This is a genomic window from Enterobacter sp. CRENT-193 (assembly GCF_002787395.1).
In the GTDB taxonomy this organism is placed as follows: Bacteria; Pseudomonadota; Gammaproteobacteria; order Enterobacterales; family Enterobacteriaceae; genus Enterobacter; species Enterobacter hormaechei_C.
On sequence record NZ_CP024812.1, the window covers coordinates 3080135 to 3092933 of the forward strand.

The 12799-nt window shown below is 50.1% G+C and carries 9 protein-coding genes and 3 pseudogenes; all 12 read left to right on the forward strand.

Annotation, left to right across the window (positions count from 1 at the left end):
- Positions 1-81: 81 nt before the first annotated feature.
- A pseudogene (locus CU081_RS15350) lies at positions 82-270 on the forward strand (type VI secretion system baseplate subunit TssF); the annotation flags it as partial.
- Entirely contained in the window at positions 234-1316 is a 1083-nt protein-coding gene (gene tssG / locus CU081_RS15355) for a type VI secretion system baseplate subunit TssG (protein WP_022651316.1), read from the forward strand. The pseudogene CU081_RS15350 and the gene tssG, both read left to right, overlap by 37 nt.
- A gap of 35 nt (positions 1317-1351) precedes the next feature.
- Positions 1352-1876, forward strand: coding sequence for a type VI secretion system lipoprotein TssJ (gene tssJ / locus CU081_RS15360; protein ID WP_022651315.1), 525 nt, complete (start codon positions 1352-1354; stop codon positions 1874-1876).
- Between the two features lie 4 nt (positions 1877-1880).
- Positions 1881-4343: a type VI secretion system Vgr family protein gene (locus tag CU081_RS15365; RefSeq protein WP_039268915.1), complete on the forward strand. Its 2463-nt coding sequence runs from the start codon at positions 1881-1883 to the stop codon at positions 4341-4343.
- Positions 4333-5340, forward strand: coding sequence for a hypothetical protein (locus tag CU081_RS15370; protein WP_022651313.1), 1008 nt, complete (start codon positions 4333-4335; stop codon positions 5338-5340). Before CU081_RS15365 ends, CU081_RS15370 begins: the two co-directional genes overlap by 11 nt.
- A gap of 679 nt (positions 5341-6019) precedes the next feature.
- Positions 6020-7861: pseudogene (locus tag CU081_RS15380) on the forward strand (DUF2345 domain-containing protein); the annotation flags it as partial.
- Positions 7862-7969: 108 nt separating this feature from the next.
- Positions 7970-8314, forward strand: a complete 345-nt coding sequence (locus CU081_RS26150) for a hypothetical protein (protein WP_058647470.1) — start codon at positions 7970-7972, stop codon at positions 8312-8314.
- 175 nt (positions 8315-8489) lie between these two features.
- Complete coding sequence (locus tag CU081_RS26155) at positions 8490-8765, forward strand: hypothetical protein (protein WP_123839387.1); 276 nt, start codon at positions 8490-8492, stop codon at positions 8763-8765.
- A gap of 563 nt (positions 8766-9328) precedes the next feature.
- Positions 9329-9853 (forward strand): type VI secretion system lipoprotein TssJ, encoded by a 525-nt coding sequence (tssJ, locus tag CU081_RS15390; protein ID WP_003856903.1) that lies wholly within the window; start codon positions 9329-9331, stop codon positions 9851-9853.
- 4 nt (positions 9854-9857) lie between these two features.
- A pseudogene (locus CU081_RS15395) lies at positions 9858-10172 on the forward strand (type VI secretion system tip protein VgrG); the annotation flags it as partial.
- A gap of 826 nt (positions 10173-10998) precedes the next feature.
- Positions 10999-11454: a type VI secretion system baseplate subunit TssE gene (gene tssE / locus CU081_RS15405; RefSeq protein WP_022651308.1), complete on the forward strand. Its 456-nt coding sequence runs from the start codon at positions 10999-11001 to the stop codon at positions 11452-11454.
- 23 nt (positions 11455-11477) lie between these two features.
- Complete coding sequence (locus CU081_RS15410; protein WP_022651307.1) at positions 11478-12794, forward strand: VasL domain-containing protein; 1317 nt, start codon at positions 11478-11480, stop codon at positions 12792-12794.
- Positions 12795-12799: the final 5 nt, after the last annotated feature.

Sequence of the window (12799 nt, forward strand, 5' to 3'; positions counted from 1 at the left end):
TAACGCTTGGTACAAGAGAAAAATAAATGGTTATTCACCATTGTCAATAAAACCACATCAAGCCCCAACTTTAAAATGATTATTAATCTTACGACTAACATGGATAATTTTACAGGCGAAGGCGATGTGAATCTCTTCGGCGAGACGCTGCACCGGTTCTTCGCGCTCTATGCCGATATTCACCTCTTTAACCAGCTCACGCTGGTGCTGCAACCAACAGGGAAACGACTGAGATGGCGCGAGAATCACAGCCAGCACGTACCGGGCTGACTCTGGTCCTGAACATAGATATCTGGCGGGCCAATTTTTATCGTTTCTGCCAGCTGCTGGAGCAGGAAAATCCGGATGCGCCGAAACTGGGCACCACCAGCCATCCGGCCAACGATCCGGTACGATTCAGGCCCTGGCCTGGTATGGGATTCCCGGTCAGTACCCTGAAAGCGGTGGAGATCGACGAAGACAACCCGACATTGCCCCCAACGGTCCGCACGACATTTCTGGGGATGTATGGCGTGGACTCCCCTCTGCCGACGTCTTATCTGGATGACATTGCGCAGCGCCGGGAAGGCTATGAGGCGGTCACCTCGTTTCTGGATATCTTCAGCCACCGGATCACCACGCAGTATTACCGCATCTGGCGAAAATACGCCTATCCGGCCACCTTCGAGGCAGGTGGCCGCGATGCCACATCTCAGTGTCTGCTGGGGCTGGTGGGACTCGGTATACCGGGAACGGCTGAGCAGGTGGCGACGCCGGTTTCCCGCTTTCTGGCCCTGCTGGGCACCATGCGATTACCCACCCGCAATGCAGAAGGCATCCGGGCCCTGGTGAGCCTGCTGGCACCGAATACCCGGGCAATTATCACCGAACCGGATCCGGTGAAGGTCCATATCGATAACCGTAGCGGGCTGGGTGCAGGGAACCGCATCCGTCTTTCTCAGCGGGCCACGCTGGGTAAAACGGGCAGGGAAGCCTGTAGCAGAGTGCTGGTGACACTGGTCACGGAAGATCCCGGCGAAGCCGAAGGCTGGTTACCCGGTGGCATCCTCCATACCGATTTGCTGGTCCTGATGCGCGTCTATCTTGGTTACCGCAGCAATGCCCGACTGCGCCTCACTGTACCCGTGTGGTTGTTGCCTGAGCCGCGCCTGGGCAAAGGCAGGCGTATTCAGCTCGGGCGCACCGGCTTGCTCGGACTGAAGGACGGCAGACTCAGCGATAACCGGGAAACACTGACTGTCAGTCTGGGCTGCTATGAAGGGATCCGGTGTTCTGCGTTCCCTCCCGCTGAAGACGGACATTACCGCTTCGACTAAATACATATTCACATTCTCAATAAAGGAACTTTTGAATGGCAACAGTAACCCGCTGGTGGGCGCTGACGCTTATTGCCTGTGGTCTGCTCACAGGCTGCGGTCTGACACAGACCGTCACGGACGGTACGGTCAGCATCACGAAATCCATCTTCTACAAGAAAATTAAAACGCTGCATCTGGATTTTACCCCGCGCACGGCCATAAACGCCGATGGCGCACAGACGCCGCTGGCGACGATGGTGCGGGTCTACCAGCTTAAAGACCGTAAGAATATTGATGCAGCAGACTACCAGACGCTGCTGCGTAAGGCCGATACGGTCCTGAAAGAGGACGAGCTGGCGTCAAAAGAGCTGCTGGTGATGCCCGGGGGCAGCGTGACACTTAATATGCCCATGGATGAAGACGCTGAGTTCGTGGCGGTGGTGGGGCTGTTCAACCGTCCCGACATGCAGGACAACCGCTGGCGGCTGGTACTAAGCCGGGATGACCTTGACCCGGATACCCCCCGCACCATCGAGCTGGGCGAGGGCTGGCTCAGCCTCGTGCCGGTAAAGGAGTGATGTGATGGATAACTGGCTGGCGCTTTTCGACGGACAGACCCGATATTTTCTGGATATCAATGACAGTTCAGTGAAGCCGGATGTTCTGTGCTTTCGCGGAAGGGAAGCCCTGAGCGAGCCGTTCCGGTGGGACATTGAGTTCACCTCCGGGCAGGCGAACATCCCCCCGGAACAGGTGCTGATGAAATATGCGTCGTTGCGGATGCGGAGCGGCAAAAGTGTTCACGGGATAGTGACCCGTCTGGAATGGCTGTCCACATCAAAAGACCAGTCCCGTTACCGGCTCACGCTCAGTTCCCGGCTGGCGCTGCTGGGATACACCCGGCAGTGCGCCGTATTTCAGAACCAGTCCGTGCCGGAGGTGGTGGAGCAGGTTCTGCGCAGACACGGGCTGGAGGGACCTGATTTTGAATTCCGGCTGGAGCGCACATATCCTCCGCGTGAGATTATCACCCAGTGGCGGGAAACGGATTTGCAGTTCATTCAGCGCATTCTGTCTGAGGTGGGGATCTACTGGCGCACGGAGATGGATGATGTGCGCGGTCTGGATACGTACATTTTTGCCGACAGCCAGCTGAATTACCGGTTTGATGTGCGCCTGCCTTACCGTGAGCCATCGGGTCTGTTTGACGGGGCGGTGGAATCGGTCTGGGATGTGCGGACTTGGCAAAACATTGCCACCGGCACCGTCGCCACGCGTGATTACAACTACCGGACTTCCTCCACGCCGATGGATGCGACGGTCAGCGTGCGTAATGAGGCGGTCACCACCGGGGAGTATTACCGCTACGCAGCGCCTTACCGTGACGCAGGTGACGACACCAGCCCTGAGCCGGAAACTGAATCCGGCGCCTTTTATGCCCGTATCTACCATGAGCGGGAACTGAATAAATCAGCCCGCATCCACCTGTTCAGCAATGCTGCCCACCTCACGCCCGGGCAGGTGCTGGAGCCGCAGGGCGACGTCATTACGGCCCTGCAAGAGGGTGTTGTCCTCACGCTTGTGACCTTCCGGGGGGCCCGTGATTCCCGCCCGCACGTGTCGGTGTGGGGCATGCCCTACACCGAGCGTTACTGTTTCCGCCCGGCGGACATCCCGCGCCCGGAAATCCACGGCACGCTTCCGGCCCGGGTCGAGAGCCGGGAGAAAAATGATATTTATGCCCACCTTGACGAACAGGGGCGCTACCGGGTGAAGCTCGACTTCGACCGGGAAGGGACGGAACCCGGGTACGGCTACCTGTGGCTGCGGATGGCGAAACCGTATGCCGGAGACACGCTGGGGTGGCACACACCGCTCACCGACGGGACCGAAGTGGCGATTGCGTACAGCAACGGCGATATTGACCTGCCGTATATCGCATATGCCCTGCACGATTCTGAACATCCGGACCCTGTCTCCCGCGACAACCACACCCGCAACGTGCTTCGCACCCCGGCGAACAACAAGCTGCGGATGGAAGACAGGCGCGGGGTGGAGCACATCAAGCTCGCCACGGAATACGGCAAGACACAGCTCAACAGCGGGCACCTGGTGGACATCCAGGGGCAACGTCGCGGTCAGGGAACTGAGCTGCGCACCGATGAGTGGGGAACAATCCGTGCTGGAAAGGGACTCTTTGTCGCTGCGGATGCGCAGGCGAAAGCTCAGGGTGAGGCACTGGACATGGATGCCGCGCTGAAGGAAATCGACCGGCTTAATCAGCAATTGCAACAGCTGGAAATGGCGGCAGAGCAGGCTCAGGCGCTGAAGGGGGATGTCGACAGCCAGATACGGATGTTTGAGCAGCGGCTGAAACCGCTCAATGACGCGGTGCTTTTCTCGGCGCCGGAAGGGATGGCGCTGACCAGTGGTGAAGATATGCAGCTGGCCGCTGGCCGGAACCTGACGGTTAACGCCGGGGGGGATATCAGCGTCGGAACGATGGGCAATCTGACCACGCTTACCGGGGAGAAACTGGGGCTCTTTGCCCGCACCGGTCAACTGAGCCTGAAATCCGGAGAAGGGCCAGTGGATGTTCAGGCGCAAAACGCCAGCATGCGGTTGTTTGCTGAGAAGACGCTGACGCTGAGTTCAGCGAGTGACATTTCTTTTGCCGGGAAAAAACGTATCACCCTAATTGGTGGTGGAAGCTATCTGCGACTTGAGGCCGGGAAGGTCGAGTACGGTACGACAGCGTCGTATTTGCGCAAAGTGAAGCGGACGATGGCTGCGGGAGCGAATACAATACCGATAGAATCAAAAATGATTCAGCAAATTCACTCCCTCTATAACCTTCAATTTAAGTTAAACAATACAGTCGGAAATTTTGTTCCCCATGCAAGATATTTGTTAATTGATGAATCAGGGGAGATAACGTCAGGCATAACTGATGAAAATGGATACACTGATCCCATTTATACAAATGGAAAGAAAAAATTCAGTATTCATATTATCTTAAATCAAGAGGATGAAAATGAGCAATAGTAAGAATTATTACACTGAGGCCGTAAAGGTTGTTGATTTGCCTGTGTATTTGGATGAACAACATATCAATTATAAACTTGTTTTTATGGACCAAATAGGAATGCCTCTTACGGGGAAGCTGGACTCATCAAAAACGATCGCGTCAATTGGTATTAATGATAAGCACGTTAAAGTAATGCTAATCATTTACATTCAGGGCATTGAACTTAAGAAAATAAATTTAAGCGTTTTTGATGATGTAAAAACAAAAGAAATATCTTTAAAATCTACTGTATCAGAAACCTGTGCCGAACAAGATAATACGTGTTCATTTAACTTAAAGTTAAATATATACGCCATAAACAAGCAGAGCAATCAGGCCATTTTACTGGGCCTGAGTGAGATTGAAAAAATTGCGAAAGAACGGAACTTAACGCTTGGGTATTATATAAAAAGAAGATCTGGTGGTGTATCTAAAACATCGAAGGAAACAATAAATAAGATAAACAACTCGAGTGAAATTGCCAATAAATATATTAAGCATGCATTAGAGTGTTTAAAAAATGAAAGTAATGCAGGTAAGGGGGATTATTCAAGACTAATATACAGAGATTTAATGATGAAAACATTTGAATATTTCCTAAAGAACTCAAAAGATCCTGATTCGGTTGTTGATGAAATTGTCAGTATATTTGGTACAAATATGGAGGATAGTTACATGAGGTCAGAACTACTGGCCTTTTATCATATCTATGAGGCGCTTATTCCTAAAACACACACAAGCCCAGGATACGACAAAATTCAACATTTTACATATAGTGCGGGGAAAAGTTATAATACAATGCAAATTATAACAGATACAGCTCAATATGCGGGGGAAGCATATGATTTAATAAATGGAGGGAGCTGGGATGACACCAAATCAGACATGGAGGCTAATAACTTAGGGCAAGCCTACGGAACGAGGCTGTATGAAAAATACCATCCAGTGAGAGCTGCGATAAGAAATATGGATTGAGGATAAAAGATGAGATTTTTAATTTATATTTCATTGCTTACACTTCTTAGCATTGTTTTGTTTTATTCGTTAAATGTAGGCTATTATCGTGGGGAGTTATATTATTATAACCTTGTTAATGAGGGAGGGCTATCAAGTTATTTGAGTTCTTTATTTCGATTTGATTTAATAGTTGCCATTTTAAACTTTTCCTTATTGGTTTTGAGCTGTATTTTTTTGTCAAAAAATAAGCATAATAATTTCAAGTTTAGATTTTACACCCTGACTGGTTATTTTCTTTTTAATTTCACAAATAGCCTTGTGTTCGCAATAAAAAATTACATACGAAACTATTATGACGTTTTTGAGTTGAATGTTTTTGTTGTTTTGTTAAAAACATATGGTGGGGTTGTCAATCTAGTCTATATTACTCCATTAATATTATCCGGTGCTATGATGCTACTTTTTATGTTATTTGCAAAAAAGGGAGTGATTAAATATATCGAACGAAATGATATCTTTTAATGAAGATTAAAATAGTTTTTAATGAATTTTTTGCGAGAGTCTGATGTTGAAGCGTGGGGAGCTTAACCTAGATATTTCACGTTGATGACGTTCCACAGAACCTGAGGATTGTGACGCAAATCCAATTATCCCGACAGCCACGCACACAACCAGCTTAACGTATTCCGACATTGAATTCGTATTGCGCATTCTGTCTGAGGTAGGCATTTACTGGCGCACGATGATGGACGACGTGCGCGGTCTGGATACGTACATACTGGCCGACAGCCAGCTTAACTACCAGTTTGATGTGCAGTTGCCGTACCGCGAACCATCAGGCCTGTTTGACGGCGCGGCAGAATCGGTCTGGGATGTGCGGACCTGGCACAACATCGCCACCGGCACCGTCGCCACGCGGGATTACAACTACCGGAGAGCCTCTACGCCGATGAATGCGGCGGTCAGCGTGCGTAACGATGCGGTCACCACCGGGGAGCATTACCGCTACGCGGCACCTTATCGTGAAGCGGGCGATGACACTGACCCCGAGCCGGAAACCGAAACCGGCGCGTTTTATGCCCGGCTTCATCACGAGCGGGAACTCAATAAATCAGCCCGCATTCACCTGTTCAGCAACGCCTCACACCTTGCGCCCGGGCAGGTGCTGGAGCCGCAGGGGGATGTTATCTCGGCCCTGAAGGAAGGCGTTATCCTCACCCTGGTGACCTACCGGGGAGCCCGTGATTCCCGCCTGCACGTGTCGGTGTGGGGCATGCCCTACACCGAACGTTACTGTTTCCGCCCGGCGGAAATCCCGCGTCCGAAAATTCACGGCACGCTTCCGGCGCGGATTGAGAGCAGAGAAAAGAACGATATCTACGCTCAGCTTGACGGGCAGGGGCGCTACCGGGTGAAGCCGGACTTCGACCGGGAGGGGACGGAGCCGGGTTACGGCTATCTGTGGCTGCGGATGGCGAAGCCTTATGCCGGTGAAACGATGGGCTGGCATACGCCGCTCACCGACGGGACCGAAGTGGCGATTGCGTACAGCTACGGCGATATTGACCTGCCGTACATCGCGTATGCGCTGCACGACTCTGAGCATCCGGACCCCGTCACCCGTGACAACCACACCCGCAACGTGCTTTGCACCCCGGCGAACAACAAGCTGCGGATGGAAGACAGGCGTGGTGAGGAGCACATCAAGCTCGCCACGGAGTACGGTAAGACGCAGCTCAACAGCGGACATCTGGTGGACAGCCAGGGACAGCGTCGCGGTCAGGGTGCCGAACTGCGCACCGATGAACACGGCGTTATCCGTGCCGGGAAGGGGCTGTTGGTTGCTACGGCTGTGCAGTCGAAAGCGCAGGGTGAGGCCCTGGACAGGGATGCGGCGCTGAAGGAAATCGACAGGCTTAATCAGCAACTGCAACAGCTGGAAATGGCGGCAGAGCAGGCGCAGGCGCTGAAAGCGGATGTTGACAGCCAGATACGGATGTTCGAACAGCGGCTGAAACCGCTCAATGAGGCGCTGCTGATGTCCGCCCCGGAAGGGATGGCGCTGACCAGCGGTGAGCATCTGCAAATTGCCGCCAGCAAAAACGTCGCCATTAATGCTGGCGGAGATATCAGCACAGGCGCTATGGACAATCTGACCCTGCTTACCGGAGAGAAGCTGGGGCTCTTTGCCCGTACCGGTCAGCTGAGCGTCAAGTCAGGGGAAGGGCCGGTGGAGGTCCAGGCGCAGAACGCCAGTCTGCGGCTGTTTGCGGAGAAAAAGTTGACGATGAGTTCGGCAAGTGACATCTCGTTTGCCGGGAAAAAGCGTATCACGCTTATCGGCGGCGGGAGCTATCTGCGGCTGGAGGCAGGGAAGATTGAGTACGGTACGACAGCGATGTATTTGCGCAAAGTGAAAAGGACGATGACGGCAGGGGCAAACGACCTACCATTTGCGTCATTGAAGCAGATGGCAATGATCACTCAGTATTACGACAGAACGTTAAGTTTCTCTTCAAAAATTCAACTATCGTGTTGAAACGTCAGATGGAGAGAAATTACTTTCTGGCTCGGATACAAATGGATATATCGACAAGAGTGATAGTGAATCTGAGTACTGGGTCTTTTTAAGCTGAGTGATAATTCAATGAAAAAAATCAGTATTGAAGTCGATGGGAAATCTTATCTAATCGTTACAAAAGATGAAAAGACTGAATTGGGAATAAAAGGTCATACTACGCCTGAAAAAGATGAGGAAACACATGAAATCTACGTGCCAAATATATTAATAATTACAAGGAAAAATGCTGATGTATTATTTGTTTTGCGAGGTGGGGGAAATGATTCTTTTGCAATAATGATAGCTCAAGATCTGTATGATAAATTTCAGTATCAATGGTTTGAACCGTTAGCTGATAACTATCGGGAATTGTTATATGTTAACGAAGCTGATTACGCAAAAAAAAACCTACAAAATATTCAATTGGGATAATATTGCGGAATTTTCCGTTATTGACAGAACGCCTCTGGCGTTTCGTCCAAAAGGCGATGGTGACTGGAAAAATAATCGCGTGGGTGGTGACAGTTATCTCCTCGTAATGATAAATAAAATCCCATATTAGACAGATGCGGTTGGGCAAATACCTTTCGCCATAGACACATATAGAATGGCAAAAAATATACCATCAACAGTTGAAACAGGTATGATATGGGGAACTGGTAAACGTACTGATGTTGCCGATAGAACTAATACATATGATAATTTCTTTGTGCTCCGAGGGGCTTTATATGCAAGCCAAAGATTTACATATAGCATTAAATCTGGGGGTGGTACTTACCCTGCGGTGAATGTTGTTGAGCAAGACAATGGTACATCAGCTGATGCACTAGGTAACCCGATAACCTCAGAAGAGTATGCTAAATATGCGGATTGGAATAAATAAAAATATAAATTCACTTAATAGTAAATTACTGATCGGTTTACTAGCCTCTATGATCTATAGAATTATAACCATTTTAATTTCTTTATTTTATGCCAATTTTTTTTAATCCACACAAAATTCACATATCAACAAACCTCTATGGCTTTTATGTATATTTGTTTCTTGTGTTTTTCATATTCATATCAGCAGTTATTCCTAGGCGAGTAATAAGTGTCACAGTAGCAATAAGTTCAACTCTGCTATTGGGGATGGATATCTTCAGAGCTGATTTGCCATATAGGGTGTTATTGTTTGTTTTCTCTTCTTCTTTGTCTTATCTATTTGTTTTCTTCTCAAATAGTCAGTTGAGAAAAGTATCTTCTGGGTCATACGCATCCAAAGTGGTAAGGCGACTTAAATACATTCTGCTAATTGTTTATCCTGCATATCTCTTCTTTGAAGTGGAAATGTTTAGGAATGTGTCATTATTCATTGCCTGCGTTATATCTTTGACTTTCTTTATATCTTTTTTAAATAGAAAGTTAAAATAACATTTATTATTCAATAAATGTACGAGTCTTTGAATGGCAACAGTAACCCACTGGCGGGCGCTGACGCTTATTGCCTGTGGTCTGCTCACAGGCTGCGCTCTGACAAAGACCGTTACGGACGGTACGGTCAGCCTCACGAAATCCATCTTCTACAAGAAAATTAAAACGCTGCATCTGGATTTTACCCCGCGTACGGCTATTAACGCTGATGGCGCACAGACACCGCTGGCGACGATGGTGCGTGTCTGGCAGCTCAAAGATCGTAAAGCAGTTGATGCCGCCGATTACCAGACGCTGTTGCGGAATGCCGATACGGTCCTTAAAGACGACGTACTGGCGTCAAAATCGCTGCTGGTGATGCCCAAAGGCAGCGTGACGCTCAATATGCCCATGGATGAAGATGCTCAGTTCGTGGCTGTGGTGGGACTGTTTAACCGCCCGGATCAGAAGGACAACCGCTGGCGCCTGGTACTGACCCGTGACGATCTCGACCCGGACAAACCGCGCACGATTGAACTGGGTGATGGCTGGCTCAGCCTCGTGCCGGTGAAGAAGTGACGTGATGGATAACTGGTCAGCGCTTTTTGACGGACAGACCCGTTACTTTCTGGATATTAATGACTGTGAAGTGAAGCCGGATGTCCTGCGCTTTTACGGCATGGAAGCACTGAGCGAACCATTCCGCTGGGACATCGAGTTCACAACGTTTCAGGCGAACATTCCCCCGGAACAGGTGCTGATGAAATATGCCTCCTTCCGGATGCGGAGCGGCAAACGTGTGCACGGCATGGTGACCCGCCTGGAATGGCTTTCTACCTCAAAGGACCAGTCTCACTACCTTATCATTCATTTGAATAAGGTAGATATGGAGGAATATATTTACTGGAAAGAGGTGAATATAAATGCATAGCTTTATAAAAAAAACGTGCTGCTTCATGTTGATATCAATTTTCTTCTTTTGCGTTTTGCTAATGGTGATTAAGATCATGGCTTATCAAAACGCAATCAAGAATGATTCTATATGGAGTCGAGATAATAAATGCGAACTGACTACTTATATTCCTGACTATCGACCATATTGTGGTATTGGGAGAGTATTACGGTTGTTTTCCAATTAAACTTTTTTTGTTGTATATGATTCCAATGGGAATAAAATAAAAAGCTCTGCATGGCACTTTTGGCAAGCTCAGTTCTCTGATTCGGTTGCACCAGAATGGCACGGGCAATATGCAATGTATCCAACAAGTGAAGGGTGGGCTGGATGGAAAATTCCAGAGTGTGGTTAACGTTTAAAATGCCAATTCGCTCCGCCCCCTTGGTCAGAATTGACCTGGAAACGCGATTAAGGCAATGAAATAGTATGGGCTATAGCGACTTATTACCGTAAGTACGGTAAGCATCATATCAGTATCCGGTCACACTAATCGCTGATACGGATGAATATAAACTCTTAACAAATGGGTGAATACTGAAAGGTTGCTCTGGCGGCCAGTGTAATGACAAAGAAAGGTAAAATCAGGACTCACTACACCTGAATCAGTCACTGGGCTTAAAGCCGCGAAGGAAATAAGGCGTGAGTCAGGGAATTACATTGGGGCTGGCAGCGTTATAGCTGCAAATAAGCCAGGAATAATGCTGAACCCTACCCGTCAATGTCTAAACAATGGATGCTTTGCAAACGGAATGTGTTCATATAATGACTTATGCCAAAGGGACACAACACGCCATCGCTTTATGAAATGCTGAGCGGTAATTTCTCAGGGGGCCTGAGCCTCAGCCAGGTCAGCGAACAGAATCAGGTGATTTTATCAGTACTCGATAACATGCAGCGCATCCTCAACTGCCGCGCCGGTACGCTGGCCCACCTGCCGGACTACGGTCTGCCGGATATGACAAAAATCCTCCAGGGAATGCCCGGGACCGCCCACCAGCTGATCACTACACTGTCGGCCGTGTTGCTGAAATACGAGCCGCGCCTGAGCCGGATTAATGTGGTGATGCAGGAACAGATTCAGCCCGGTGAACTCCGCTACGCCATTGATGCGGAGCTGAAGGGGGTCGGGCTGGTGCGCTACGGCACGGAATTTATGCCCGAGGGCAGGGTATTAATCCGTCATCTGAAACAACAGCAATACCTCGATGCACGAGCCGCCATCTAGTTATTACTCAGGTTAAAACAGTTATGACAATAAATTCTGAACGCCAACTTAAAACCGGCGGGGATCCGCGCACGCTTGCGGATTACGCTGCCTTGCGCGACGAAATGAACAAGCTCACCCATCCGGCACGCCCGGATGTTAACTGGCAACATGCGGAAACGCTCTGTCTGTCACTGTTCGAGCATAACGGTGTGGAGCTACAAACGGCTGCCTGGTATACGCTCGCCCGCACGCATCTTGCCGGACTCTACGGCATGAATGAAGGGCTGGCGCTACTGGCTGCCCTGGTCGTCCGTCAGTGGGGTAGCCTCTGGCCACAGCCTGTTCATGCGCGAGTTGAAATCCTCAGCGCACTGAGCAAACGCCTGCAACAGGTGATGAGAACGCTGACGTTGACGTATGCCGATTTAGGGCAGCTTTATCAGGCTGAGGAGAATCTGAACGCTCTGAGTGACATGTTGCAGCGCCTCGAACTTAAGCATGCTGCTCAGCTTGATGCCCTGCGCTCGATGATGCAGAACGCAGCAGTGCGTCTGGAAAACAGCGAAAATACGGGCGTAAGTCTGCCGGGGAACGCGGTGGGGGCCGCGGAACTCCACCTCACAGAACCGACAGAGCGTTGTAAAAGGGTTTATGTGGTTCAGCCCGAGCCGTTGCTGAATAAAGAGCCTCCTGTATCCCTGAAGCAGTGGAAGCCATTTGCTGCGGGTATGTTGTCCATGCTGGTGGCTGCCAGTGTTGTCGCAGTGGCATGGCAGATGATGCATGCGCCAGATTCGGCGAAAATGCAGCTGGCCGCGTCCCTGGCTCCTATACCTGAAGGACTCTCTACAGCACAGTTGCAGGCGCTGCAACAAACGTCACCGCCACCTGAACCGGGGATCAGTAAGACACAGCAGATGTTAGCGCAGCTTTTACATCTGAAACCAGACTGGGCAGTAAGCTACGGCGACCGTCTGGTGCAGCAGGCGCTGACGCTGTGGCCTGAAGAGGCCAAATCCCTGGCGCAACAGTGGCACACGCAGATTAGCGTTGCCGGGCTTGCAGAGTCAGATCTGAATGGCTGGCATCAGGGGATGACGCAGTTACAGCAGTTGACGAACAGGCTGAACGCGCTGGATGAACAGAAGGGGAAGTACATGACGGTGAGTGAACTGAAATCAGCCGTGTTTGCCATGTCGCAGTCCTTCAGCCATACCGTTCCGCTTGAGGAGCAGCTTCGTCTGCTTTCTATTTTACCTGCCGGGCAACCCCTGTCAGCAGCGCAGCTAAACCAGACCGAACAGCATCTTCAGCAGTTGATTGCCAGCTATGCTCTGCTGAAGCACCAAAAAGAATAATGAGA

Excerpts from the sequence above, each read along its gene's own strand:
- tssG (WP_022651316.1), top strand. The coding sequence starts at position 234 with ATGGCGCGAGAATCACAGCCAGCACGTACCGGGCTGACTCTGGTCCTG.
- tssJ (WP_022651315.1), top strand. The coding sequence starts at position 1,352 with ATGGCAACAGTAACCCGCTGGTGGGCGCTGACGCTTATTGCCTGTGGT.
- CU081_RS15365 (WP_039268915.1), top strand. The coding sequence starts at position 1,881 with ATGGATAACTGGCTGGCGCTTTTCGACGGACAGACCCGATATTTTCTG.
- CU081_RS15370 (WP_022651313.1), top strand. The coding sequence starts at position 4,333 with ATGAGCAATAGTAAGAATTATTACACTGAGGCCGTAAAGGTTGTTGAT.
- CU081_RS26150 (WP_058647470.1), top strand. The coding sequence starts at position 7,970 with ATGAAAAAAATCAGTATTGAAGTCGATGGGAAATCTTATCTAATCGTT.
- CU081_RS26155 (WP_123839387.1), top strand. The coding sequence starts at position 8,490 with ATGGCAAAAAATATACCATCAACAGTTGAAACAGGTATGATATGGGGA.
- tssJ (WP_003856903.1), top strand. The coding sequence starts at position 9,329 with ATGGCAACAGTAACCCACTGGCGGGCGCTGACGCTTATTGCCTGTGGT.
- tssE (WP_022651308.1), top strand. The coding sequence starts at position 10,999 with ATGCCAAAGGGACACAACACGCCATCGCTTTATGAAATGCTGAGCGGT.
- CU081_RS15410 (WP_022651307.1), top strand. The coding sequence starts at position 11,478 with ATGACAATAAATTCTGAACGCCAACTTAAAACCGGCGGGGATCCGCGC.